Source organism: Candidatus Peribacteraceae bacterium, from assembly GCA_041661065.1.
Lineage (GTDB): Bacteria > Patescibacteriota > Gracilibacteria > Peribacterales > Peribacteraceae > CAIKAD01.
This window is the reverse complement of record JBAZVD010000001.1, coordinates 827,640-854,109: the sequence shown is the minus strand read 5'-3', so window position 1 is coordinate 854,109 and position 26,470 is coordinate 827,640. Positions and strand designations below refer to the sequence as shown.

Here is a 26,470-nt window from a genome sequence, read left to right as displayed (position 1 = left end):
CGCCAACATCTCCACCTGCGGCGGCAGTGAGGTGAACTTGAACACGAACAGGTACCACTGCGGCAGCTGCGGCACTATCTGCCCCCATCCCAACCATGCCTACGGGATCTGCAGCAACGCTACGTGCGTCCTGGGCGGATGCATGGAGGGGTGGAGGAACCTGGACGGCAATGACGCCAACGGGTGCGAGGGGGCACCCCTGTAACGTATGACCCTCTGTCCCAAGCGGGAGAGGAAACTCTCCCGCTTTTGATCATTGTACGGTGAACGCCCCGTTCCCCGACATCGTGAGGGAGCTCCCCACGAGCGCGGTGCCCACCACGTCCGAGGTGCCGTTGCCCGAGAGGGTGAAGCCCGCGTCCCGCGCGTAGAAGATGCCGTGCAAGTCCAGGTTGCCGTTGCCCGTGATCTGCACGTTCTGCGTGGAGGTGCGTTCCTGGAAGAACGTGACGCCCGCGTACGGCCCCACGGTCCGGTTGGAGAGGGAGACGATGCCGTTGCCGCTCAGCTTGAAGACGCCGTCGGTGCAGTAGATCATCACGTCGCTCCCCGTGAGCCTCCCGTTGCCGGAAACGGAGAGCCCGCCGTCCAGGTAGTAGACGCCGGGGTTGAGGGTCACCTGCGCGTTGCCGCTCACCGCAATGCCGCCGTTATACGTTCCCGGGTCCAGTGTGCGTACATTGTTTCCGTTCACCGTTGCTTTGGGGAAGGGGGTGGCGCTGGGGGTGGGAACGGGAACGGAGGCGAGGGGATCGGGGACGGGAGAGGCGCCGTTCAGGACCGTCCCGTTGAGGACGGCGTTCCCGGAGACGCTGGTGCCCGGGGTGCCTCCCACATTCAGCGTCGGGATGGTGAGCACCGCATTCCCGCTCAACTTGACCGCTGCAGCGTTGGCGGAGTTGATCTGCGCACCGCCGCCGGGCGACACCGTAAGGCGTGCGTTGCCCGAGAGCGTAAGGCTTCCGGGGGTCGAGGAGCTGAGCAACACCATCCCCAGCAGGGATGTGTAGGGAACGGAGGAGCTTCCCCCTCCGCCTCCCCCTCCCGAACTTCCCCCTCCGCCGCTCGCGCTCGACCCTCCGCTGACGCTGCTCTCTTCCGACGTGGGACACGGCCCCAGCGTATCTCCCTGCGCCAGGTGGATTTGGAGGAGCGATTGGGCGATGAGGAGCGTTTGGGGCTGGCCGGCGTCATCCGTGGTGCACACTTCCACGCCGTCCGAGGGGTCATACGCGATGCCGGAACCCAGGATCTCCACCACCACCGTGTCCCCTTGCAGGTTGGTGAGGATGATGCTGCCGGTCGCGCTGGGCGCCCCTTCGATGTGCCGGAACGTCACCTCCGGGATGCCGCTCACCGCCACGCCCCCCACGATGCCCAAGCTCTCGTCGAATGCGGGCTCGCGCATGGCGTACGATGCCCCCTTGAAGATCACGCCGTGTTCCACCGAGTATCCCCACGAGTCGCCGCGCATCCCTTCCAGCGCAAGCGTGCGCGCGCGGTTCAGCGCGGTGTTCACCTGGTCCGCGGAGAGGGAGAGGTCATTCTTGAAGAAGAGACTGCGCGCGAACGGGAAGGTGAGGCCGGCGAGGACGGCGATGATGGCAAGGACCACCAGAAGCTCGATGGTCGTGAAACCCCTCCGGAGACGTGCGGGGACGAAACGGGAACGGGGAGTCGACGGCATGGGACCGGGGGGAATGTGCGGTTCAGTGTAACGCATGGATCATGTATCAGTGCACAATCCGTTTCTGCGGCAAGTGCTGTTCGGCGGGTCCCGTTTTTTCCTGATGTAACGAATGGCACGGTCTATCGTATTTGTTCTTAAAAGCCCTTGCTCGTACACTCCCTGTACTTCCCTCTCCCCGTCCATGTCCACACACAAGCGCGCGGTTGCATGGCTCAAGAAAGCCGTGACCATCCGGGTACCTCTGCTCATCGGGGCCGTCGCCCTCATTGCCGTCATTCTTGCCGCCCTCGTCTCCCTCACACTGCAAGGGGGGAGCAGCCAGCATTTCGCGCAGCGCCAGAACGTGACGAGCAGGAGCGCGCTGTACATGAGCTTCCCGGAACGGATGGACCACGGGAGCGTGGAGGAATCCCTCTCCGTGCCGGAGGGGATCACGGGGGAGATGGGATGGGAAGATGACGTGCTCGTGTACCGCCCCGCACAGCCCCTGGCGGCGGGCGCCACGTATACGTTCCTCCTCCCCGCCCTCGCGAAGACGGCGGAGGGCAGGGGGATCGGGCGCGACATCGAGTTTGCGTTCATGGTGGCCGGGCCGCCCAGGGTCGTCACGCAGGTACCGCCGGCGGGCGCTTCCCGCATCGGCAAATCTTCCCGCATCACTCTCATCTTCGACCGCCCCATGGTTCCCCTGTCTCAAGTACAGGGGTCATTCGCTAAGGATGCCCTCCGCGAATGGCCGGTGACCGTCACGCCCGCGACGGAAGGGCGCTGGCGCTGGATCAGCACGGTGGCGCGTGAGTTCATCCCCGCAACATCCCTCACCGAGGGGACGCGGTACACCGTCACGGTCCCCACGGGGATCACCTCGGTGATCGGCGATCGGACGGAACAGGAGTTCACGTGGAGCTTCGAGACGCTGCGGCCCGAGATCGTCACGACGGAACCGGCGGAGGGGGGCGACACGGCGGGGCCTTCCACGCGCATCACCCTCACCTTCAACCGGGAGATGGAGCTCAAGAGCGCGCGGGAACTTCTCTCGCTCTATCGGGAGGGCCCATCCGCATCCTCCGTTTCGGGCGTTGCGAAGAGTGCCCAAGGAACCGCCGCACCCCGGGGGGAGAAGATCGGCTGGAAGGACGTGCGCTACGGCGTCACCAAGGATGAGAAGACGGAGAAGGAAACGACCAACAAGCGGCAGCTCGTCCTTGTCCCGGGTGTTCCGCTCACCTTCAACAGCCGGTACGCCGTGCAGGGCGCGGCGGGCATCAAAGGGCTGGAAGGGGACTTGGGGACACAGAGCGGCTTCCTCCTCCGGTTCAAGACGGTGGGAGCGCTCGGCATCAATGCCGCCTCCTTCCCAAAAGATGAAGGGTCCATCCTCATCCGGTTCTCCAATCCCATCGATGCAGAGACGTTGGAGAAGGGGATCACCGTAAGCCCGCCGCTCCCCAAGACCGAGGGGCCCGTGTGGTCTGCGCTCGATTGGACCGACGGCCGCGAGGTGCGCGCCTATCCGGAACTCCGGCCGAGCACCACCTACACCGTGACGGTGGGCACCGAGGTCAAAGACACGTACGGGCAAGCGCTCCCCCGGCCTTACACCTTCACCTTCACCACGCCGCCCATCCGTCCCCGCGTCTTCATCCATGCTCCTGGGGAGTTCGGGGTGTTCGAGAAGGGCAAACCGCCCGTCTACTATCTCAACGCGGTGAACGTGAGCCGCATGGACGTGGCGTTCGCCAAGCTCTCGCTCCCGGAGTTCCTCACCATCCGCAGCACGCGCCGCCAGGCGGGTGATTTTGTGCCCGTCCTCTCCGCTTCAGAGTTGTACCGTACATGGACCGTCACGCCTCCGCAGAAGAAGGACACGTGGAGCGTGCAGGAATTCGACGTGCGGGAGATGTTCGGCGAGGAGCTTCCCCCCGGCATCTACGCGCTCCACCTGCGCGCCCCCGAACACCGGCTCTACTGGAAGGAAACCGAACAGGCGGTGGAGCAGCAGTACTTCGCCGTCACCAACATGGCGCTTACGCTCAAGTACTCGGGGAGCAGGGCGCTGGTGTGGGTCACCGACATGCAGACGGGCCAACCCGTCAAAGGGGCGCGTGTGGCCATACATGCGCTGGACGGGAGGGAAGTGAAGAGCGGTACCAGCGACGCGCAGGGCTTCTTCGAATCCGACCTGCCCCTCCCGGACATGAAGAGGGAGACGTACGACTGGGAGCCGGAGTTCTGGGTCACGGCGCAGACGGACGCGGACTTCGCCTTCGTGGGCAACGACTGGAACGACGGTATCCGCCCCTACAATTTCGATTATCCCGTGGAGTTCCGCGGCGCTTCCGCCAAGACGTTCCGCCTCGACGCCTACGTGTACACGGAGCGCCCCCTCTATAAGGGAGGGGATACCGTCTCCTTCAAGGGAATGGTGCGCCTGCGCGATTGGGACGGCCGCTTCACCATCCCCGCTGACCGCAAGGTGCAGGTGACGGTGAACGACCCCGAGGGGAAGGAGGTGTACAAGGAGATTCTCCCCATCAGCGCATTCGGGAGCTTCCACGGCACGCTGCCCATCGACGCCAAGGCGTCCCTTGGCCAGTACTCCCTCAATGCCGCGCTCACGCCGGAGACGGAGGTGGAGAACCCCACCGCCGGGGGCATGTTCTCCGTGCTGGCGTACCGCAAGCCCGAATACAAGGTGGAGGTCACTCCCGAGAGGGAGGATGTGTTCTCCGGGCAGAACGTGAAAGCCACGGTGGGCGGCGCATACTACTTCGGCGCGCCCATGGGCGGCGCCAAGGTGGCCTGGCGCGCGGTGACCACCGACTACTTCTTCAATAAGGTTACGGACGGGTGGTATTCCTTCTCCGCGGAGGATACATGGTGCTGGTGGGGATGCGAGCGCGAGACGGAATCCATAGCACAGGGGGAGGGGACGCTGGACGCGGCGGGCAACTTCACCCTCTCCGTCCCCGTGGACCTCCGTACCAAGGCGCTGAGCCAGGTGCTAACGATCGAGGCGGACATCACCGATGCCAACAACCAGGTGGTGAGCAGCCGCGGTTCGGCGCTGGTCCACAAGGCCGCCGTGTACGTGGGCGTGAAGACGGAGGAGTACGTGGTCACACCGGGCAAGAGCGCCACGGTGAGTATCATCACCGTCAAGCCGGACGGCTCCCCCCTGCCCAACCAGTCGGTCAAAGCGGCGCTGTACTCGCGTATGTGGAACACCGTCCGCAAGAAAAACGTGGACGGCGAGTACTACTACGACAACGAGCCTAAGGACACGTTCCTGCGGGATATCACCGTCTCCACCGACGGGCAGGGTAAGGGGAAGGCGACGTTGGCCGTGCCCGCGGGAGGGGAGTACCGGATCCTGGTGACCGCGCGCGATGGCGAGGGGCGCGAGGCGAAGGCGGCCGTGAGCGTGTACGGGTACTCCAGCAGCTACGTCAACTGGCCGCGCTCCAATAACGACCGCTTCGACGTGATCGCCGACAAGCCCGAGTACAAGCCGGGCGACACCGCCTCCCTTCTCCTCAAGTCCCCCTACCAGGGCAAGGGCGTCAAAGCGCTCGTCACCGTGGAGCGGGAGGGGATCATCAGCAAGCAGGTAGTGGACATCGAGAGCAACGCCCAGACCATTCGCATTCCCGTCACGGAGAAGTTCATCCCCAACGCCTACGTCTCCGTGGTGGTCCTCAAGCCCCGCATGGGCGAGACGTTCAACGAGAACGGTCTGGATACCGGCGCGCCGGCTTTTAAGATCGGCTACGCCAAGCTGGCGGTGGACGTCTCTTCCAAGAGGCTCGGAGTGGAGGTACACACGGACAAGCAGCGGTACGGCCCCGGCGAAAAGGTCGCCGTCACCCTCCGCACCACGGGCGCCGACGGTAAACCCGTATCCGCGGAAGTGTCCTTGGGCGTGGTGGATATGAGCCTGCTCGCGTTGAGCAGCTTCGAGACGCCCGATCTCACCCGTCTTTTCTACGGGGAGCGGGGACTCGGCGTCTATACGGCGCAGATGCTCACGCAGCTCCTGGAGCGCTTCAAGCCAGGCTCCAAGGGAGGCGGAGGCGGCGTGGATCCGGAGAGCCGCGCGCGCGGCACGTTCCGGGATACGGCGTACTGGATGCCCGCCGTCGTCACCGACGGCAAGGGGGAAGCCACGCTCTCCTTCACGCTGCCGGATAACCTCACTACGTGGCAGCTCCTGGCCATCGGCTCCACGAAGGACCACCGCTTCGGCTCCAAGGCTGTCACGGTCCTGGAGACCAAGAAGGTGATTGTGCGGCCGGTGCGCCCGCGCTTCGCCGTGCACGGCGACCGCATCGGCCTCGCCGCCATCGTCCATAATTTCCTTCCGGAGCAGAAAACCTTCACCGTCACCCTCAGCGGCTCCGGCTTCACACTGGACGGACCCGCGACACGCATCGCCACCGTGGCGAGCGGAGGGCAGGTGAAACTCGCCTTCCCCGTCACGGCCGGCATCACGGACAGGATGTCCATCCGGTTCCGCGCGGAAGCGGATGGCGCCGTGGACGACATCACGGAGAGTATCCCCGTCCTGCGCTTCGGCACGCCGCAATCCGTCGCCACTACGGGCTTCACGGAAAAGGTGGCGCTGGAGAAAGTGATTCCGCCGCCGGCGCGCGAGGCCCCCGAGGGGACGCTCAGCGTGACGGTCTCGCCCTCCCTGGCGGCCTACCTCCCCAAGGCGCTCGATTACTTGGTGGAGTATCCCTTCGGCTGCGCGGAGCAGATTGTGAGCAGCTTCCTCCCCAGCGTGGTCCTCACGCGGCTGGGGGAGCAGGGTGTGGTGGGGATGGACCGCGCAAAGCTCCGCGACACCGTGACCGTCGGCCTCCAGCGCCTGTACACGCTGCAGCGCGGTGACGGCGGGTTCGGGTACTTCCCCGAGAGCCGCCGGAGCTACCCCGAACTCACCGCCTACGTCCTCTACGGGCTCACGCTCACCAAGGAGAGCGGCTTTACGGTGGACCAGGGTTCCATCGACCGTGCGGCGGAGTACCTGCGGGGGGTCCTGCGCAACGGAGACGGGGAGCAGACGCTCCATCTCACCACCCGCGCGGAGATCCTCCACGCGCTCGCCGAAGCGGGGCGCGGGGATGTGAGCCTCCTCAACAACCTGTACGACAAGCGCACCGAACTCCCCCTCTTTGCCAAGGCCAAGCTGGCGCTGGCGTACGGGAGGGCGGCGCCCAATTCCCCGCGCGCCAAAGACCTCCTCAAGGAGATCACGGCCTACACGCGGGTGGACGCGCGCGGCACGCACTTTGAGGAAGAAGACGCCTCGGCGTGGGGCCCCTACATGAACACGGCGCAGCGCACCACCGCGCTGGTTCTGCAGGCGTTCCTGCGCAGCGATTCCGGCAACGCCCTCCTCCCCAACGTCACCCGCTACCTCCTCTCGGTCCGCAAGGACGGTCACTGGGATACTACGCAATCCACGGTGCAGTCCCTGCTGGCGCTCTCGCAGTTCCTGCAGCAGACGGGTGAGCTCAATGCGTCCTTCAACGCCGGGGTCTTCCTCGACGGGGAACGCATCCTCGATTGGGAGGTGGGGAAGGCGCAAGTCCTGGAACGGAGGGAACTCACCAAGACCTTGGATGAGCTCAAGCGCGGCAAGGAGAATGAGGTGCGTGTGGGGATCAACGGCTCTGGGCGGCTCTACTACGACCTCCTCCTTTCCTACTTCTTCACGGGCGAGCGCATTGAGCCCGCGGAGGAGGGGATCGGCGTGTTGCGCGAAGTGAAGCCTTTTTCCCAAGATGCCAAGGGCACGGGAGAGAAGCCACGGATCGGCGAGACCTACGTGGTCACCCTCACGGTGACGGTGCCGCAGGAGCGCCACTTCGTAGCCGTGGAGAGCCCCGTCCCCGCCGGCATGGAGGTGATCGACCTCACCTTGGCCACCGCGCAGAAGAACCTCCTCTCCCAAGCGGATGACGGCGAGCAGGAGTGGTGGAGCGAGAGCTACTGGGAGAGCGGCCTGTGGAACTTCACGCATCGGGAAGTGCGCGACGACCAGCTCTTCCTCTTCGCGGAGAACCTGCCCCCCGGCGCGTACCAGTACCACTACCTCGTGCGCGCCACCACACCGGGCACCTTCCATGAGCGTCCCGCCCGCGCGTACGAGATGTACTTCCCGGAGACGTTCGGGCAGACGGAGGGGAAATTGGTAACAATCAGTGAATGAAGAGTCTGCGGTCCTTACTGGCTCGTTTGAGAAAGGAAACCGAGGAAACCGAAGAAACCGAGGAGTCAGTCAAAGCGACTCCTCGGAATCGTCGGACTCTTCGGATTCTCTCCGGGGTTCTTGTAGCGGCAGCCATCGCCATTCTTGCCTGGCCCCTCCCTCCCGCCCTCCTCCATCCCGTCCCGCAGCAGGCGGTGCAGATACTGGACCGCGAGGGACGCCTCCTCTACGAGGCGCGCGGGGCGGAGAGCGGCTCCTTCCGGTTCATTCCGCTTGCGGACCTGCCTCCCTCCCTCACGTCCGCCTTCCTCGCCATCGAGGACCGGCGGTTCTACGAGCACGGCGGCGTCGATTACAGGGCGATCGCCCGCGCGGCGTGGCAGAACATCGCCGCGGGGGAGATCATCTCCGGCGGGAGTACGCTCACGCAGCAGCTCGTACGGAATATCCTCCATCCCCGGCGCCGCACCTTCCCCTACAAGGCGCGCGAGGCGCTCCTGGCCTGGAAACTGGAATGGATGCGGAGCAAGGAACAGATTTTGGAGGCGTACCTCAACACCGTTCCCTTCGGGCACCAGGCGTACGGTATCGCCGCAGCGTCGCGCATTTACTTCGACAAGGCCCCGCAGGAACTCTCTACTGCGGAGAGCGCGCTTCTGGCCGGGCTCGTCCAATCACCCAGCAGCCTGGACCCGTACAAGAACCCCGCGCGCGCCAAGGAGCGGCAAAAGATGGTGCTCGCCGCCATGCGGGAGGCGGGGGTGATCGGCGCCGCGCAGGAAGGGGAAGCGCTGGCGGAGCCCTTGCGGTACGCGCATGGGAAGGTCCTCATCCAAGCGCCGCACTTCGCGTTCTGGGTGCAGGAGGAACGTCCCCGTGCGTTCGAGGAGGGGGGAGAAGTCCGCACGACGCTCGATCTCTCCCTCCAGCGCGAGGTGGAGGAGATCGTCACGCGGAAACTCGCGGAACTGCATGACCTCAACGTCACTTCCGCGGCTGTGGTGGTCCTCGACGCCCGGCAGGGGGACATCCTTGCCATGGTGGGCTCCGCGGATTACTTCGATGCCGAGCATGATGGTGCCGTGAACGTGGCTCTCTCCCCCCGCCAGCCGGGATCCGCCCTCAAGCCCTTCACCTACGCGCTGGCGCTGGCGCGCGGGGAGACGGCGGCCACCACGGTGGGGGATATTGAAACGCAGTTCTATACGCAGGAGGGGAACCCCTACGTCCCCCGCAACTACGACTACGGCTACCACGGCCTCGTCCGCTACCGCGAGGCGCTGGCAAACTCCTACAACATCGCGGCGGTGCGTGTCCTGGAGAAGGTCGGCGTTCCGGAGCTCCTGGATTTCCTGCGGAGCATCGGCATCGGCACGCTCACGGAGAAGCCGGAGCACTACGGCCTGGCGCTCACACTGGGCGATGCGGAAGTCACGCTCCTCGACCTCACCCGCGCGTACGGCATGCTCGCGCGCGGAGGAGTTACGCTCACGCCGCGGCTGGCGCCGGAAGATCCCGTCCTCCCCGGCGAGCGGGTGCTGGATGAACGCGTCGCCTGGCTCATCACCGACATCCTGAGCGACGAGAGCGCGCGGCTCCCGGAGTTCGGGGCCGATTCCCCCCTCTCCATTGGCCGTCCCGTTGCCGCCAAGACCGGCACTACGCGCAACTCGCGCGATAACTGGACCATGGGGTATACGCCCGATGTTATCGTCGGTGTGTGGGTGGGGAACGCGGATAATTCCCCCATGCGCGGCACCTCCGGCGTCACCGGAGCGGGGCCGATCTTCCACGATGTGATGCTCGCCGTTACGAGTAACAAAGTGATTCAAGAATTTCCACGACCACAAGGGCTGATCAAAAAATCAGTCTGCAGACTCTCCGGCAAACTCCCCACGCAGGATTGCCCCCATACCATCGAGGAGTGGTTCATTGCGGGAACGGAACCGACGGAAGATGATGACGTGTATCAACGCATCGTGATCGATACGCGCAACGGGCTCCTCGCCCCCGGAGGGGCCGATACATCCTGTCCTCCGGCTGTCACGGAGTCCCGCGTCTTCACCGTGTTCCCGCCGGAACTCACCGCATGGGCGCGGGAGAACGGCTATACCGCGCCTCCCCGGGAACTTTCACCGCTCTGCGGCACCGCGTCGGTCGCGGCCGACGGCGGCGGCGAAGCGGGAGATCCGTCAACGCAGGATTCCGCCTCCCCCTGGCTCACCATCCTCAAGCCGCAGCAGGGAGACAGTTTCCGGTTGGATCCGCTCGTCCCTGATGCGAACGAGAAGATCATCTTCCGCGCCGAAGCGCATCCTTCCGTCCGTACCGTCACGTGGTACGTGAACGGGAAAGAGGTGGGCCAAGGGACGGCTCCTGCGTTCCGCTTCGATTGGCCGCCGCGCATAGGTCAGTTCACGATCGAGGCGAGGGGAGGGGGGTTGCATGAAGTGAGGAGGATTGAGGTGGTGGAGTAGATGTTTGTGTTTTTTTTATCCTCTATCCCCCTACCCCTTTCTCCGGAGGAGAAAGGGGAGAATAGAAGGAGCACAAACAACAAACATTCCCCTCCTCCTTCGGAGGAGGGGTTAGGGGTGGAGGAAACAATACACATACACATTACGAGGGTTATGTCTTCATTCTCGCCGTTACCACCAACCTTTCCCCGTACGTCTCTTTTTCCTTATCCCACTCTCCCTCGCAAGTGATGAGGCGCAGGAGGGAGCGGGGGGTGGGGCCGAAGAGCTCTTCCATCGGTGCATCACCGCCGGTGTAGCGGACGGAATTCGTGACGGTGAAGGTGTGGATTCGGCCGAGTGCGTCCTCCACCGTCACCGCGTCCCCGGGCCGGAGCTTGGCTAGGTCCCAGAAGATCGCCGGTGCGGACGGGGAATCCAGGTGGCCCGCCAACACGGCGTTCCCCGCTTCACCAGGTCGCGCGCCGAACCGGAACCATCCCGCATGGTTCCAATTTTTGGGCACGTCCATTCCACCGCTCGCCGTGAGCCCCACGTCCTCCACCGCCGCATCCACGTTGAGCGCCGGGATGCGCAGGCGCACCGGATCGCCCGCCGCGGGTTGTGCCCCCCCACGCAATTCATTGCGGACGGCGGGGAAGGGGAGGGATGAGGCGCTGCCTCCTTCGGTTGACCAAACGCCCACGAGCGCCAGGAAGCCGAGGGGCGCCAAGAGAAGCACGGCGATGATGGTCCGGAGTGGCATGGGAGGAAGGGGATCCGAAAGAGGCCTCACATCCAGCGGAGGCCTCTTGGCGCTGTCATGGTCCCGTCACAGGGAAGCGCGGAAGCCGCCGCCCGTCTCCGGCAATTCCGTAGGCACAACGGTCCCGTTGCTCGAAACGCTTACGGAGCTCGCGCCGCCGCCCACGCTCGTCGTTTCGAACAGGCCGTCGCTCGCGGTTGTGTCCGTGGTCGTGTCTTGCGCAAAGGCAAGGTTGAAGGAGCCGAGGAGCGCGAGCAGCAATACCGCGGCGCCCATCGCGGCCACAAAGGATTTCCACGTCAGTTGCATAGAAAAAGGGGGAAAGGGAACACCATACGTGACGGAACACTCCCCCCGGCACTTTCAGAATATTGCGGGGATCTGTGGAATCTTTTGTGTACTTCATGAAGATATGAATCATCAAATATTGGCTTGTAGAAGAGAAAATCAATGGTATTTACAAGATGGTAAAGAAGTATACAATACTATACTTCCTCCAACGATGTACGGAGGAGGAAGGTCGGGTCTTTGTTCATCTCAGGGAGGCAAAAAGATGAAGCGTTCACGGATGATTCTGTTGTTGGCGGCTTGCGTACTGCTCACGGGTTGCACGTTCCGATCACGCCTGAATATGAACGTGCGAGGACAAGTGCAAATCGTCCATTACCTGCCGCCGCAGAACGTCGATACCCGGGTTGCCTGGGATATCGACCTCGAACGTTGAAGACTCATCAACGACCCCCGTTTCGCGTTCTGCGGATCGGGGGTTGTTTTCCTGCGGCACCCGAGTTCATCATGTCCCCATGCAGGTTGCCCCCACCGAACGCTCGTTGCGCCTGTGGAGAGGGTTCTGGCAGATCCTCCACACGGCGAACGTGATCCTCATCCTCGCCTTCTGGTGGCGGGGTACGGGATCCTCCCTCGCCGATGCGCCCTCCGTGCTCACGGGCTTGGGACGCATGACGGGGCTCCTTGCCGCGTACTTCATCCTCATCCAGTTCTTCACCATAGGGCGCATGCCGTGGCTGGAGCGCGCGTTCGGGTTGGACCGGCTCACGCGCATCCACCACCGCGCGGGGACGCTAGGGTACGCGCTCCTCCTCTTCCATCCGCTCCTCCTTCTCCTGGGCGGCGCCTTGTCTTCCCGCACGGGATTCCTTGCGCAGGCCGCCCTCCTCCTCGGCGTGCGGGAAATCGCCTTCGCGGCGTTCGCGCTGGCGCTCTTCACGGTCCTCATCGTCACGTCCATCGTCTTCGTGCGCCGCAATGTGCGCTACGAGCACTGGTACCTGGTGCACCTCATGGCGTACGCGGCGCTCCTCTTCGCCTTCTTCCACCAAATCCGGTTCGGCTCCGACCTGCGGCAACAGGCGTTCTACGCGTACTGGATCGCCCTCTACGCCGCTATCCTGGGCAGCCACCTCTTCTTCCGCTTCGCGCGTCCCCTCCTCCTCTTCGCCCGCCACCGCTTCACGGTGGAGCGCGTGGTGCGGGAGAACCACAACACGGTGTCAGTCACCATCACCGGGAGCCGCCTCTCCCGGTTCCGCATCCTCCCCGGCCAGTTCATGGTCCTGCGGTTCCTCCATCGGGGGCTGTGGTGGCAGGCGCATCCCTTCTCGCTCTCCTGCCTCCCCAACGACCGGCACCTCCGCGTGACCATCAAAGCCCTGGGGGATTTCACGCAGCGCGCGGGGGAGATCCCCGTCGGAACGTCCGTGGTCATTGACGGCCCGTACGGCATCTTCACGGACCGGGGGGACGTCACGCGCAATGTGCTGTGCATCGCCGGAGGCATCGGCATCACGCCCATCCGCCCCCTCTTCGAGCAGGTGCTGGGGCAAGGGAGGAAGGCGGTGCTGCTCTACGCCAACCGCACGGCGGCGGACATTGTGTTCGCGGAGGAGCTCAAGGCGGTTGCGGAAGCGTCCCATGCGCGCTTCATCCCCATCGTCAGCAACGAACCCGCCTTCCCCGGGGAGAAGGGCAAGCTGGACGCGGAGAAGATCCGCATGCTCGTCCCCGACGTCCCGGAGCGCGAAGTGTACCTCTGCGGCCCCCTCCCCATGATGGAAGCCGTCATCGCGGCGCTGCGGTCACTAGGTCTTCCCCCGGAGCAGCTGCACTACGAGAAGTTCGAACTCTGACGGTTCTTTCCTCACTCAATCCCCATCGTGGAGGGCACGTCCGCCCAGTCCCAAATGGCTTCCCACACGTCCAGGGGGACCGCTCCGTTCACGGGGCCCCACAGTTCGCAGGTGGCGGCGGCGTCTTCGTCGCGGGTGCCGCCGTAGCGCTTGATGGAGATCACGGCGGCGCGGGCGTTGCCGGCGATGGACTTGGGCGTGCCCACCGTGAAGGTGTAGTCGTAGCGGTACTCGCCCACGGTGTCGATGCGGCGTTCCACCTCGGTGTTCACCAGGTCATGGCCGATGGAGCGGATGGGGCAGCGCGCTTCCACCACGGTGTCCGTGTCGATGCGGAAGATGTGGCTGTTCTCCTTCTTGATCATCACGCCCACCCAGCCGGCGGGGAGCAGGATGGCGATGTCCGTGTTGAGGTAGAGCGGAGTGAAGCCGGCGGGGCGCTCGTCGTTCCTGCGCCAGCGCGAGGAGGAAGAGTTGCCGCTGCGTCCCTCGATGAGGTCCTCGTACGTGGAGGAGGCGAGATCGGTGCGGTTGCTGTGGAGGCGGTAGATGATTTCCGCCACCTGGCCGCGCGTGAGGGGGGCGTGGACGGAGGAGATGCTGCGGGGGAGGGCGCCCCGGGAGGCGAGGTACCGCACCGCGGGGCCGTACCACTCATCGCCCGCTTCGAACGGGAGGGGGTCGCGGGCGGTGCGGACACCGTCCACGTAGTCGTAGTCGAGCGTGGCGAGGATCTTGGCGGCCTCCGCGAGCGTGATGGTCTGCGCGGGGCGGAAGGAGCCGTCCGGGTACCCGCTCACGATGCCGTGGCGCACGGCCATGCAGAGGTAGGGGGCGTACCAGTTCTCCCTGCTGGTATCGGTGAAGTCGTAGGTGTCGTAGGGGGGGCACGAACGGATATCCCAATCGGTGAAGGTGGCGCGGAGCGAGAGCTTGAGGAACTCCACGCGGTTCACGGAGTTTCCGGGGCGGAAGGAACCGTCCGGGTACCCGCTCACCATCCCTTCCTCTTCCAGGTAGGAAACGGCGTCGGCGTACTGGGAGGGAACGTCGCTGTAGTACGCGAAGGCGTTGCCCGGCACGATGCCCGTTATAATAAGGAGGAGAGAGGTGATGAGGGAAAGTGTGGTTTTCATGCGGATATGATGACATGGTAGATCTCTATGTCAATCTCCAGATTCATTCCGGCTTCCACAAGCCTAAAAAGCTCTCCTTTCCCCTCCCCGGGAAATCAGCGACAATGTTCCCCATGAACCAGCACCCCTCCCTCTCGGTCATGGCGCATACCTATGCCATACCGCACCTTCTCTCCGCCCTCCGCACCAACAGTGAAACGGGGCTCTCCACCGCCGAAGCGCGCAGCCGGCTGACGGAGTACGGGGTGAACGAGCTCAAGTCCGTCGAGCGGGCGTCCCCCTGGGTGCTGCTCCTGGCGCAGTTCAAGAACGTCCTCATCATCATTTTGCTCATCGCCGCCGTGCTTTCCGCCGTGCTCGGGCACGGGCTGGAATCCGGCGCCATCGCGGTCATCGTCCTCTTCGCGGCGCTCCTCGGGTTCCTGCAGGAGTACCGCGCGGAGAAAGCCATTGATGCGCTGCGGAAGATGGCGGCGCCCACGGCCACCGTGCTGCGGGACGGGGAGGAAATGGAGATCGCCGCGCGCGAACTGGTCCCCGGCGACGTGGTGATCCTCTCCACGGGCGACCGCATCCCGGCCGACGGACGGCTCATCGAATCCGTCCGCCTCCAGGCGGATGAAGCGGTGCTCACGGGGGAGTCGCTCCCGGTGGAGAAGCAGACCGAACCCATTGAGGAGCACGATGCTCCGCTGGGGGACCGCAAAAGCATGGTGTACGGGGGGACGGCGGTCACCTATGGGCGGGGGATGGCGGTGATCACCGCCACGGGCATGCATACCGAATTCGGGAAGATCGCGGGGATGCTGCAGGGCGTGGAAGCGGGGGAGACGCCCCTCCAGCGCAACCTGCACCAGCTGGGGAAGACCCTGGCCTACGTGGCGCTGGGCATCGTCTTCGTGGTGGTCATCATCGCCCTTTTCCGCGGCCAGCCGCTCCTGGACATGTTCGTATTCGGCGTCTCGCTGGCCGTGGCCGTGGTGCCGGAAGCGCTCCCCGCCGTGGTCACCATTTCCCTCGCCATCGGTGTGCAGCGCATGGTCAAGCGCCACGCGCTGGTGCGGCGCCTCTCCGCCGTGGAGACGCTGGGATCCACGTCCGTCATCTGCTCCGACAAGACCGGCACGCTCACCAAGGACGAGATGACCGTGTGCCGGATCCTCTCCGCCGGAAGGACCATCACCGTCTCCGGCGCAGGCTACGAGCCCCACGGCATCTTCTCGGTGCAGGATCCTGACGGGGCCAAGCGCATCGACGCGGACGCGCCCCTCCTCGATCTCCTCCGCGCCGCTTGCCTCGCTTCGGACGCGCGGCTCATCCACCATGAGCATGACGGTTGGGACATCAAGGGCGATCCCACCGAGGGCGCGCTCATCGTGGCGGCGGCCAAGGCCAAGCTGCAGAAGGACGTGCTGGACGAGGAGCAGCCGCGCATCGCGGAGATCCCCTTCACGTCGGAGACGAAGCGCATGACCACGCTCCACCGCACGAAGGAAGGGGAAATGGCCTGCGCCAAGGGCGCCCCGGAAGTGCTGGTGCAAAGCTGCGACCGCGTGCGGACGAAAGGGGGCGTGGAAGCGCTCACCAAGGAAGGCCGGGCGGAAATCCTGCGGGTGGCCAAGCACATGGCCGAATCCTCCCTGCGCGTGCTGGCCGTGGCTTCCAAGGAGGACGCGCGCCTGGCGGATGCGGAGGAGGGGATGGTGTTCCTCGGCCTCCTGGGGATGATGGATCCGCTGCGGCCGGAGGCGCGCGCGGCCGTGGAGAAGTGCCGGCGGGCGGGCATCCGCGTGATCATGATCACGGGGGACCATCCCGTAACGGCGCAAGCGATCGCGCAGGAGCTGGGTATCATGGGCGATCATGCCGTGGTCACGGGTACCGAGTTGGAGAACATGAGCGACGCGACGCTGGAGCAGGAACTCGACGACATCGCGGTGTTCGCGCGGGTGTCCCCGGCGCACAAACTGCAGGTGGTCACCGCCCTGCAGAAGCGCGGCCACGTGGTGGCCATGACGGGGGACGGCGTCAACGACGCGCCCTCGCTCAAGAAGGCGGACATCGGCATAGCGATGGGCATCACGGGGACCGACGTCACGCGGGAAGCCTCCGCCATGACGCTCACGGACGACAACTTCGCCTCCATCGTCGCGGCGGTGGAGGAGGGGAGGGCGATCTTCGGCAACATCCGCAAGTACCTCACGTACCTGCTCTCTTCCAACGTGGGCGAAATGTTCCTGGTGGTGGGCGCCACCGTCATCGGCCAGCCGCTCCCCCTCACCGCCGTGCAGATTTTGGTGGTGAACCTGGTCACGGACGGCCTGCCCGCGCTGGCGCTGGCCTTCGATCCCCCCGATGCGGACCTCATGCAGCGCCCGCCCCGCGATCCCCGCCGCAGCATCTTCGGCCGCCGCGTGGTGGCGCTGATGATGACGGGTGGCGTGTGGTCCATGATCGTCAACTTAGGCATCTTCACGTGGGCGTTGCGGGACGGGAGGAGCCTCACGGAGGCCATGACCATGACCTTCCTTTCCCTGGCGCTCATCCAGTTCTTCAAGGCGTACAACTTCCGCTCCGACCGCGTCTCCATCCTCCGCAAGCCGTTCGCGAACATGTGGCTCAACGTGGCCATCCTGCTGGAACTGCCCCTGCTGGCACTCATCCTCTACGTCCCCGTCCTGCACAAGCCCTTCGGTACCATGGCGCTCCCCCTGGATGACGTGCTCCTGGTCACGCTCCTCGCCTTCACGGTCACACCCGTGCTGGAAATCGCCAAGTGGGGGATGCGGAAGGTCCGGTAAGAGCCCCGTTCCCCGTCACGCCCGGTGTCCGGTCCCCTGCAGGAGGGTCACGAGCGTCTCCAGCAATTGCTCCACGTCCTCCTGTTTCCCCAGCGCATACGCGGCGCGCGAGGGTCCGGGTCCCACGCGGACGGTGAGGATCCGCGGGTCTTCCAGTGCGAAGACATCCTCATCGGTCAGGTCATCCCCCACGAAGAGGACGCAGCCGCATCCCGTCAGCTTCCGTAGAGTAAGGACGGCGTCGGCCTTGGACGGGGCGCCGCGCGGGAGAAGGTTCACGCAGGCTTTGCCGGGCAGCACGCGCAGCGGCGGGAGGGACGAGGCGTTCTCCGTTACCGTTGCGCCTATGCGGGAGAGGAAGCCGGCATCGCGGCTGTGGACGGAGAAACTGAGGGTTTTGTCTTCCATCCAGGCGTCCGTCCCTTGCAGCAAGGGGGTGAGGCGGGTTTTCCAAACCGTGCATGTGCCGACGGCATCCTTGCCTGCGACGTCGGAGGGCAGTCCTTCCATCCCGTGGTTCCCGATGACGAATGCGGGGGGACGCGGGAAGAACGCCAGGACGGCGGCGCGGGAGCGCCCCGAGACGATGGCGACGGGGGTGAGGGCGTTGAGGCGTTCCAGGAGGAGCCGCGTGCGTTCGGGGAACCGTACGTCCTCCGGGTGCGCGGCGAGCGGCGCCAGGGTGCCGTCGAAATCGAACGCGAGGAGCGGCCGTCCCGCGGCCAGCTTCCGCAAGGCGGCGGCGCCTTGGGCGGAGAAGAGGGGGATCATGCCGAGGCGGGCGGCGGGGAGAACACCTTCCCGAAGATGCGCCGGGGGATGCGGTGGCGCTGTCGCATGCGTGCCGCATCCAGGAGCATGCGTCCCGCCCAACGGTACACGTTGAAGTCGTGGAGGATGCCGCGCATGTTGCGCATGCGGTCGCGCTGTTCGGCGGGGGGCATGGTGAGCGCCACGTGGAGCGCCTCCGCGCACTGGTCGGCGTAGTAGGGATTCACGAGCAGCGCCTCCGGCAGCTCGCGCGCGGCGCCCGTGAACTGGCTCAGGAGCAGCACGCCGCGCGCGTCATCCCGCGCGGCCACGAACTCCTTGGACACCAGGTTCATGCCGTCGTGGAGGCTCCCCACGAAGCACAGGTCCGCGGAGCGGTAGAGTTCCAGCACCTCCGGCTGCTCGGCATGTTCCGCGCGCAAGATGATCGGCTCGTAACCGTTCTTTCCAAAGCGCTTGTTGATGCGGTTGGCGAGCACGGTGGCCTCCTCCCGGAACCGCTGGTACTGCTCGATCTTCCCGCGCGTGGGCGCGGCGATCTGCACAAAGGAGAAGCGGCCGATCCACTCCGGGTGCAATTCCAGCAGCCGTTCCACGGCGCGGAACTTCTCCAAAATGCCCTTGGTGTAGTCGAAGCGGTCCACGCCCAGCCCCAAGAGCCGGTCCGCCGGAAACCCGAACTTTTCCCGCACGTCCGCGCGGGCTTCCTGCACGGGCTTCGCCTGCCGCAGCAGACGCCCCGGGAACTCGATGGAAATGGGGTAGCGCTGGACGCCGGTGGCTTCCCCGCCGTACGACACGGTCCAGTGCTCGCGGTCGATACGGCACTCCAAAAAGTGCTCCACGGTGTCGATGAAGTTGTTGCAGTGGGAGCGCGTGTGGAACCCCACCACGCTGCTCCCCAGGAGTCCGCGCAGGATCTCCTCCGTCCACGGGCAGATGCCGAACGCCTCCGGGTTGGGCCAGGGGATGTGCCAGAACGTGATGATGGAAGCCTTGGGGAGCTTCTCGTGGAGGAGGCGCGGCAGCAGCGCGAAGTGGTAATCCTGGATGAGGATCACGGGATCGTCCGTCTTCACTTCCTCCAGGACGGCCTTGGCGAACTTCTCATTCACCTTCTTGTACTGCTCCCAGTCCCCGCTGTGGAACGACGGCCGCACGTGCGCAATGTGGCAGAGCGGCCACAGTCCCTCGTTGGAGAATCCGTAGTAGTATCCCTCCTCCTCTTCCTTGGTCAGCCACACGCGCCGCAGGCGGTACCGGGGGTGGTCGGGCGGCACGGCGATGTGGTCATGGCTGTCCACGGTTTCCCGGTCCGCGTCGCCGGAGCCGTGGGCGATCCACGTGCCGGAGCACGCGCGCATCACCGGTTCCAGCGCCGTTACCACGCCGCTCGCCGGTGTCCGCAGCAGCACCTTCCCCTCGCGGCGCACGTGGAGGTAGGGTTCGCGGTTGCTCACCACCACCACCTCGTCCCCCGCCAATTCCTTCTGCAGGAGGTCCTTGAGGGTGCGCGGGGTCCAGGCAGTCTGGATGTCGTCCCGCAGGCGCCGGTCCGTCTCCAAATCCCGCAGCAGGTTGCGCAGGTCCCGCGCCACGGGCTGGAGCTCGGGCGGGGTGGAGGGCGGCAGGAGCGGGCGCAGCAGCCCTTCCCCGTGGAGGAGCCCCCGCATGCCGGAGACCCATCCCCGCCAGCTGAGCTGCGCGATGATGACGGTGATGAAGGCGATGAGGGCGCCCACCCCCGCGATGAACAGCATGATGTACCGACGCGTCTCCTCGCTGCGGTTCCGCACGAAACTCATGTCGTGCACCAGGATCATGTTTCCCAGCGTGCGGCCGGAGCCCTGCACCGTATGGTACGCCACGTGCACCGGGCCCTTGGGCAGTTCCACCACGTCGCTCGGCTCCTCCTCCGTGCCCTCCGCGGTCCCCTCCGTCCCTTCCACGGCCGTCTCCGCGGTGCGCGCGGGGCACGCCACCGTCTCCGGGAACTTCTCCGTCTTGTAGGTGAGCGCGGCCTCGGTGTCGCAGAAACCCAGCGCGAACAGGCGCTCGTCCTGCATCATGCGGTCGAAGTAGGCCTGCACCTTCTTCTTGGTCTTGGTGCGGTCGTTGTCGTACACCTCGAACAACGAATCATCCACAGCGGTGCCGATGAGCTTGGACCGCAAGTCCAGGTCCTTCACGAACCACTGCACCATCATCCCGTCCACGAGCGGCACCACGGCGTACGCGATGAGCGCCAGTATGGCCGCGAGCGGCACCAGGAACCGGAGGGAGAGGCGCATGCCCTCATGCTAGCGCACTTCCGGTATTTCTGCAGGAGAGGCCGTAGGAGGCGAAAATGCGGCTAGTAGAAGCTTTGGGCATGGCCCGTGGCATCTCTGCATTGACAAGAGCGGGCGGGAGCTATTGACTGGCTGGTTCCATGACCATGGTTTCGCCCGCGTATCGGCCTGAGGAAGAACCCGTACTCCCGGTGGGGGACGGGGAGCCGGCTGGCGAAGGGGATCTCACCTCTCCGGAGACGCGGGCGTTTGAGGAAAGGGTGCGGCGGATCTTGGAACACGGGGAATCCATCACCCGGTCGCAAATCGCACAGTGTTTGGGGATGAGCGTGTCGACCATTCTCCTCTGGGCGAAGAAAGCATCTTTTCCGCGTCCATTGCCGGATAGCAGCCCCGAGCGGCTCTTCTACCGACCGCGAGAGGTTGCGGCATTTTGCACGTCGAACGGCATACGGAGGCGGGTTGATCTTGTGTCCGACAAGTTGAAACGACGGAGGGAGAAGGAGGAGCGGGAATCGGATGCGGAGCGCCAACGGCGTCTCTGGCTTCCCTGTACGGAAGAAGAAAAAGCGATTGCCGCCGCCGCAGCGGAAGGGGCCGCGGAACAGGACCTTGCGGAACGTTTCGGTACAACCGTCCCGAAGATCCGCGGCGGCATTGTGCGCGTGCGGATGGAGCACATCCTCGCATTGCCCATCAGGTACATGCCCCATGCATCCTTTGCAGCGATGGAAGAAGGAGAGGAAGGGGAGGAGAGAGCGCTTCCTCCCGGCACCGGGCTGCCACGCCAAGGAGAGCCGGGCCCTCAACCTGCGAGGCTCCCCGACTCTCCGGCAACACCGTACGAACATGACTTGCTGGAGCCGGCGCAGGAAGCGCAGCTGTTTCTGGACATGAATTACCTCAAGTACAGAGCGGCGAGGATGCGAAACTCCATCGATCTGTCCCAACCGGATCCACGCCTCATGGATACCGTCCAGAATTTGCTCGCGCAAGCCCAGGACGTGCGTAATACGATCATTATGGCGAACCTTCGGCTCACGACGTTCAGTGTACAAGGATTCGTGCAACGAGGAGGGGATCTGCCAGAGTGCATCAGTGATGGCTTGTTCTCACTGATGAGAGCCGTGGAAGGATTTGACATCCGGACAGGGAACAAATTCTCCACCTATGCTATCCATGCGATCCAACATGATTATTCTAGGAATAGAAAGAGACGGAAACAGAGGCTTGGCATCATCTCATTCGTATCGGCGGAGGAGGCTATCGTGAACGCATCCGTTCCGGACCACCGTTCCGGCCCCAGGGCCGGAGAGGCGTATCAGGAACGTGTGGCACGTACGATCGCCCGTCTCATGGGGCGCTTGAATGAGCGCGAACAAAAGATTATCCGCTATCGCTATGCGCTGGAGCCCGGAGATGAACCGCTCACGCTCGAGCAAACCGGCAATCTGCTGGGCGTCTCCAGGGAACGTATCCGCCAGCTGGAGCAGCGCGCATTGAGCCGCTTGCGTGATGAGGCGGCGGCACGGGGCTTCGAGTTGTCGGAGAGCGGCTTGATGGAGGAACTGGATGCGTGAGGGCGGTGAGGCTGCGGTGGGCACGCACAGTCTATTCGTAGCGCAACGCCTCTATGGGCCGCAGCTTGGAAGCTTTGTACGCGGGCAGCATGCCGAAGAAGATGCCCACGCATGCGGAGAAAAAGAAGGCGAGGAGCACCGAGGAGAGGTTGAGGCTGGCGTCCAGGCTGGCGTACGTTTTGACCAGCGCCGATCCCCCCCAGCTCATGAGGATGCCGATGAGGCCGCCCAGCACGCTCAGCACGACGGATTCCACCAGGAACTGCAGCATGATGTCCCGGCGCTTGGCGCCGATGGCCTTGCGGATGCCGATTTCGCGCGTCCGCTCCGTCACCGAGACGAGCATGATGTTCATCACGCCGATGCCGCCCACGAGGAGCGAGATGGCCGCGATGCCGCCGAGGAGGAGCGTGAAGATGCCCGTCACCTCGTTGAGCGTCTCCACCGCGTCCGCCTGGTTCATCACGGTGAAGTCCTGGTCCGCCGTGTCCGTGATCCCATGCACGTTGAGGAGCACGGCCGTGATCTCCGCCTGCTTCCGTTCCATCTCCCCCTGGTCCTCCACCGATACGTTGATGGAGCTCACGGTGTCCGACCCCGTCACGCGCTGCTGCATGGTGGAGAGGGGGAGGATGATCATGTCATCCTGGTTCTGGAATCCCTGCTGCCCTTTGGACTGCAGGACGCCGATGACGGTGACGATCATGTTCCCGATCCGGATATCCCGCCCCAGCGGATTCGGTTCGTTTGGGAAGAGCGTGGCCGTCACCTCCGGCCCCAACACCGCCACCTTCGCCATCCCCGCCAGGTCTTCCTCCGTCACAAAGCTCCCGTACGCGAGGACGGCGTTGCGCACCGTGAGGTAGTCCGGCGCCGCACCCATCATGGTTGTGGACATATTGAGGGATCCCGCGATGGCCTGCACGCGGCTGCTCGTTTCCGGCGAGATGCCGTTGAGCCCGGCGAGGGTGTTCCGCAGGGCGGTGACGTCGTCGTTCGTGAGCGTGGAGCTCCCGCCGCCCAAGCGCACGTTGGTCTGCGTGGGGCTGCCCGGCGAGACGGTGAGGAGGTTCGTCCCCAACCCCTGGATGCGCGAGGTCACGCTGCGCTGCGCGCCCTGCCCGATGGCGATCATGAGCGTCACCGACGCCACGCCGATGATGATGCCGAGCATGGTGAGCGCGGACCGCAGCTTGTTGCTGCCGATGGCGCCGAGGGCGTTCCTCATGTTTTCTAGAATATTCATGGGAGGAGGGGCGGAGTGTGGGTCAGGGGCAGGACGCGGCATGCCGCGTCCTCTGGAGGATGATCATGTGCGGAGCGGGGAGATCAACCCGTCGCGGATGTGGATCGTCCGATGGGCGAACGCCGCAACCGTGGGTTCGTGTGTCACCATCACGATCGTCTTCCCGTTGCGGTTGAGTTGCGTGAAGAGGCCCATCACCTCCTCGCCGGTCTGCGTATCCAGCGCGCCGGTGGGTTCGTCTGCCAGGATGATGGCGGGATCCGTCACCAGTGCCCGCGCCATAGCCACGCGCTGCTGCTGCCCTCCCGAAAGCTCGTTGGGATTGTGCGCCAAACGTTCCGTGAGCCCCACCGCATGGAGCGCCGTGCGCGCCTGTCGCTCCGCTTCTGTGCGGTGGATCCCCTGGTAGAGGAGGGGTTGCATCACCTGGCGCAACGCGTCCATGCGCGGGAGGAGGTTGAAGGACTGGAACACAAAGCCGATGCGCTTGCTGCGTACGTCCGCCTGGCTGTTCTCCGGCAGGCTCCCCACCTCCTTCCCCTCCAGCAAGTACGAGCCGTCCGTGGGGGTATCCAGCAGGCCGATGATGTTCATGAGCGTGGATTTGCCGGAGCCTGAAGGCCCCATCACCGCCACGAACTCTCCCCTCTTGATGTGCAGCGATACGCCCTTGAGCACCGTGAGCCGCTCCTTCCCCAGCGGGTATGCCTTGATGATGTTGCGGAGCGCGATCATGCGGGCTAACGGGAAGTGTTCCTGGTTCCGCCGCCCGTCCGCACTTCCATGGGTCCCCCCATGCCTCCCCCCATGCGGAAGATCTGTGCGGCGTTCGCGTTGCTCGTCTGGGATTGGGTGGTGATTACGTTGAGGGAGATGATGCTCTGGCCTTCCTCCAGGCCGGAGAGAATTTCCGTGTACTGCCCGTCCGTCGCCCCCGGCTCCACTCTCAATGTGCGGCCGTCCGATGTCCGCACCGAAGCGACGCCGTTCGTGCGGCTGAGCGCCAGGTTGGGCACGGCGAGCACGCTCTCCTTGCGCGTCGTCTCAATCTCCACCGTCGCGGTCATGCCGGAGAGAATGGTGAGGTCGGCGGGCGTCGCGAGGCGGATGGCCACTTCGTACGAGACAACGCCGGATTCCTCCACGGGCGTGGAGTTGATCTCGTCAATGGTCCCCGTGAACTCCTGCCCGGGCAGCGCGTCGAAGGCGATCGTCGCCGCCATGTCCTTCTTCACGCGTACCACGTCCACCTGATCCAGGAGGACGGTGACGATGAGGAAGTCGGGATTCTCCAGCGTGACGTATTTCTCCTCTCCCGTGTCGAGAAGGTTATCCCCCACCTGGTAATCCAGCCGGCGGATCACACCTTCGAAGGGCGCCACGAGCCGGTAGTCCTCCATCGTCTTCTGGGTCTTCTGGAGCGAGGTGGATTTCTGCGCCAGGTCGTTCTGTTTCAGCTTCACGTTCACGTCCACGCTCTTCGTGGTCACGTTCAAGGCGGCTTGCTTCGAGCGGGCGTCGTCCCGGATCTTCTGGAGGGACGCCTCCTGTTTCTGCAGGTCGCCCGGCGTCTGCGTCTTGAGCAAGCTTAGGTTCTCCTGCGCGGAGAGGAGCGCGTGCTGCGCGGTATCCAGCGCATCCTGCTTCTGCTGGATGGTGATGCTCGTGAGGCCGTCTTGCCCGCCCGTCAGGCTTGCCTGCGCCGTTTCCGCTTGGTCCATGAGGGTCGTCGCGGACGTGCGCGCGGCCATGGCCGCCTGCTTGAGGCCGTTGATGTCCGCCACGGTGAAGTCATTGGGGTCGCTCACGGCGCCCTGGAGGATTTGGTACGTGCTGTCCGCAACGTCGTAGAGCGCCCGTGCCACGGCCTGCGCGTGGGAGAGCGCAAGGCCCAACGCGGTGGTGTCCCGCAGCGTGGGAAGGGTGCTGCCGTACGCGCTGCGCATCTGCGCAACGGCTTCCAATGCGGCATAGTATGTCTGTTCCGTCCGGTTCTTGAGCGACACGTCGTTCGCGATGCGGTGGTAGATCTCGATGCTTGGGGTCCCGGACATGCGCCGTGCAACGGTGTCGTTCACCAGGATGCCGTAGATGGTGTCCAGCAAATCCTCGCTGTCGGAGAGGACGGACTGCGCCGTGGAGCCCAAGTCCTGGAGCGTGGTGGTCCTCGCCTGCTCCAGCGCCGCTTGCGCCTGTTCCAGGGCGGCCTCCTTCTCCTTCACGGCGCGCTCGGCGCCGGCGATATCGGTGGGAAGCTTCTCCAGTGCAACGGCGAGCGAGTTCTGCGCTTCCAGCGCCTGGCGCTCGGTTTCCCGCAGGGCGTTCTCCGCATCGATGAGGGACTTCTCCTTCTCCGTGTGCAACTGCTGCAGTTGGAGCGCGCTGGCGGCCACCGAGAGCTGCGCCTGGCGGATGTCCGCTGTCACCGTCGATGCGTCCAATTGGGCGATGAGTTGCCCCTTCTGCACGCGGTCACCCTCCTTCACGTACACGTTCGCCACTTTGCCCTTCTGGTTGAAGCGCAGTTCCTGCTCGCTCGCGAACGTCACCGTGCCGGTCGCTTTCACCGAGGAGGAGATGGTGCGACGCCCCACCTGCGCCAGCGTCTCCGCCGACGCTTGTTCCTGCCCGTTCCCGCCGCCGAAGGCGAGGTATGCCGCGCCCAGCACCACGGCGACGCCGCATCCCAGGAGGTAGCTCCGCAGTACGATGCGTTGCATCACGCCGCGCAGCACTGTCACCAGTGGCGCCAAACGTCGGAGGAGGACGTCACGGGTCATCATTGCTGTTGGGAGGGGGGACTAGACACTGCTCTACCGTCATCCGCGGAAGGGAGTGATGCGGTGCCGGTTCCCGTCCCCAGGACGGTTCCGCTCGCGGAGGAAGGGCGCCCGGTGCGCATCCCCCTTCCGCCGGCAGGCATTTCCACGCCGCGCTCGGCGGCGATTTCCTGCAACGTCTTGCCGCTGTCGAGTTCCTTCTGCAGATCCGCTTCCGTCATCCCCAACCGCTCCGCCATACGCGAGAGGCCGGCTCCGCCTTCCTGGAAGTTGCCACCCATCGGAAAGGAGCCGGGGTTTGGCGCGGGGCGGATGAGCCGCCAGCTTCCCGCGAGGATCAGGAGGACGAGCAAGCCCGAGGCGAGGCCGAGGGCGAAGGAGAGGGGATGGAAGGTTTTCATAGAAAAGGGAGAATACTACCATTGTAGGGTGAAGAGATTAAGGTGAGATTAAGGGACGCCTCCCGCGGAAGCGATAATCCGCGGCGGAAGGATCGGGTTGTGGAGGGGGCGGCATCATGGCCGCATAGCAGCGCGCGGTTTGCGGGAGAGGGATGGAATGCTTAGAGTGATGATGGATACGAATGCTC

Annotated in this window: 16 protein-coding genes; 6 read left to right on the top strand and 10 right to left on the bottom strand. The window is 64.8% G+C overall.

Annotated features, from left to right (window positions below; genetic code table 11):
• A partial coding sequence (locus tag WC698_03920) for a hypothetical protein (GenBank protein ID MFA6039382.1) occupies positions 1-205 on the top strand: 205 nt, incomplete at its 5' end.
• 48 nt (positions 206-253) lie between these two features.
• On the opposite strand, the gene WC698_03915 is transcribed toward WC698_03920, so the two are convergent.
• Positions 254-1,687 carry a prepilin-type N-terminal cleavage/methylation domain-containing protein gene (locus WC698_03915; GenBank protein MFA6039381.1) on the bottom strand — a complete coding sequence of 478 codons (1,434 nt, stop codon included), beginning with the start codon at positions 1,685-1,687 and terminating at the stop codon, positions 254-256.
• Between the two features lie 184 nt (positions 1,688-1,871).
• On the opposite strand from WC698_03915, the gene WC698_03910 reads away from it, so the two are divergent.
• Both WC698_03910 and pbpC read left to right on the top strand, forming a co-directional pair.
• Positions 1,872-7,907 carry an Ig-like domain-containing protein gene (locus tag WC698_03910; GenBank protein MFA6039380.1) on the top strand — a complete coding sequence of 2,012 codons (6,036 nt, stop codon included), beginning with the start codon at positions 1,872-1,874 and terminating at the stop codon, positions 7,905-7,907.
• Positions 7,904-10,384, top strand: a complete 2,481-nt coding sequence (gene pbpC, locus WC698_03905) for a penicillin-binding protein 1C (protein MFA6039379.1) — start codon at positions 7,904-7,906, stop codon at positions 10,382-10,384. The genes WC698_03910 and pbpC overlap by 4 nt, the downstream gene beginning before the upstream one ends.
• 151 nt (positions 10,385-10,535) lie before the next feature.
• Here the strand turns inward: pbpC and WC698_03900 are convergent, their stop codons facing one another.
• The gene (locus WC698_03900) at positions 10,536-11,129 is read right to left on the bottom strand and encodes a class F sortase (GenBank protein MFA6039378.1); all 594 of its coding nucleotides are present in this window, start codon (positions 11,127-11,129) and stop codon (positions 10,536-10,538) included.
• Positions 11,130-11,195: 66 nt separating this feature from the next.
• Positions 11,196-11,438: a hypothetical protein gene (locus WC698_03895; GenBank protein ID MFA6039377.1), complete on the bottom strand. Its 243-nt coding sequence runs from the start codon at positions 11,436-11,438 to the stop codon at positions 11,196-11,198.
• Positions 11,439-11,932: 494 nt separating this feature from the next.
• On the opposite strand from WC698_03895, the gene WC698_03890 reads away from it, so the two are divergent.
• The gene (locus WC698_03890; protein MFA6039376.1) at positions 11,933-13,276 is read left to right on the top strand and encodes a ferric reductase-like transmembrane domain-containing protein; all 1,344 of its coding nucleotides are present in this window, start codon (positions 11,933-11,935) and stop codon (positions 13,274-13,276) included.
• An 11-nt stretch (positions 13,277-13,287) separates the two neighbouring features.
• On the opposite strand, the gene WC698_03885 is transcribed toward WC698_03890, so the two are convergent.
• A complete protein-coding gene (locus tag WC698_03885) occupies positions 13,288-14,412 on the bottom strand; it encodes an S-layer homology domain-containing protein (GenBank protein MFA6039375.1) in 1,125 nt (374 codons plus the stop codon).
• Between the two features lie 113 nt (positions 14,413-14,525).
• Here WC698_03885 and WC698_03880 point away from each other — a divergent pair, with 113 nt between their 5' ends.
• A complete protein-coding gene (locus WC698_03880) occupies positions 14,526-17,213 on the top strand; it encodes a cation-translocating P-type ATPase (GenBank protein ID MFA6039374.1) in 2,688 nt (895 codons plus the stop codon).
• Positions 17,214-17,228: 15 nt separating this feature from the next.
• Here the strand turns inward: WC698_03880 and otsB are convergent, their stop codons facing one another.
• Together otsB and WC698_03870 are read right to left on the bottom strand one after the other, a co-directional pair.
• Positions 17,229-17,984 carry a trehalose-phosphatase gene (gene otsB, locus WC698_03875; protein MFA6039373.1) on the bottom strand — a complete coding sequence of 252 codons (756 nt, stop codon included), beginning with the start codon at positions 17,982-17,984 and terminating at the stop codon, positions 17,229-17,231.
• Positions 17,981-20,275 (bottom strand): trehalose-6-phosphate synthase, encoded by a 2,295-nt coding sequence (locus WC698_03870; GenBank protein MFA6039372.1) that lies wholly within the window; start codon positions 20,273-20,275, stop codon positions 17,981-17,983. Before WC698_03870 ends, otsB begins: the two co-directional genes overlap by 4 nt.
• A 140-nt stretch (positions 20,276-20,415) precedes the next feature.
• On the opposite strand from WC698_03870, the gene WC698_03865 reads away from it, so the two are divergent.
• Entirely contained in the window at positions 20,416-21,855 is a 1,440-nt protein-coding gene (locus WC698_03865; protein MFA6039371.1) for a sigma-70 family RNA polymerase sigma factor, read from the top strand.
• A gap of 31 nt (positions 21,856-21,886) precedes the next feature.
• Here WC698_03865 and WC698_03860 read toward each other — a convergent pair whose 3' ends face one another.
• The 4 genes from WC698_03860 to WC698_03845 all read right to left on the bottom strand — a co-directional run bounded on the left by WC698_03860 (position 21,887) and on the right by WC698_03845 (position 26,282).
• The gene (locus tag WC698_03860) at positions 21,887-23,083 is read right to left on the bottom strand and encodes an ABC transporter permease (GenBank protein ID MFA6039370.1); all 1,197 of its coding nucleotides are present in this window, start codon (positions 23,081-23,083) and stop codon (positions 21,887-21,889) included.
• An 81-nt stretch (positions 23,084-23,164) separates the two neighbouring features.
• Positions 23,165-23,836: an ABC transporter ATP-binding protein gene (locus WC698_03855; protein ID MFA6039369.1), complete on the bottom strand. Its 672-nt coding sequence runs from the start codon at positions 23,834-23,836 to the stop codon at positions 23,165-23,167.
• Between the two features lie 5 nt (positions 23,837-23,841).
• Complete coding sequence (locus WC698_03850; protein MFA6039368.1) at positions 23,842-25,884, bottom strand: HlyD family efflux transporter periplasmic adaptor subunit; 2,043 nt, start codon at positions 25,882-25,884, stop codon at positions 23,842-23,844.
• The gene (locus WC698_03845) at positions 25,881-26,282 is read right to left on the bottom strand and encodes a hypothetical protein (GenBank protein ID MFA6039367.1); all 402 of its coding nucleotides are present in this window, start codon (positions 26,280-26,282) and stop codon (positions 25,881-25,883) included. Before WC698_03845 ends, WC698_03850 begins: the two co-directional genes overlap by 4 nt.
• Positions 26,283-26,470 lie beyond the last annotated feature (188 nt).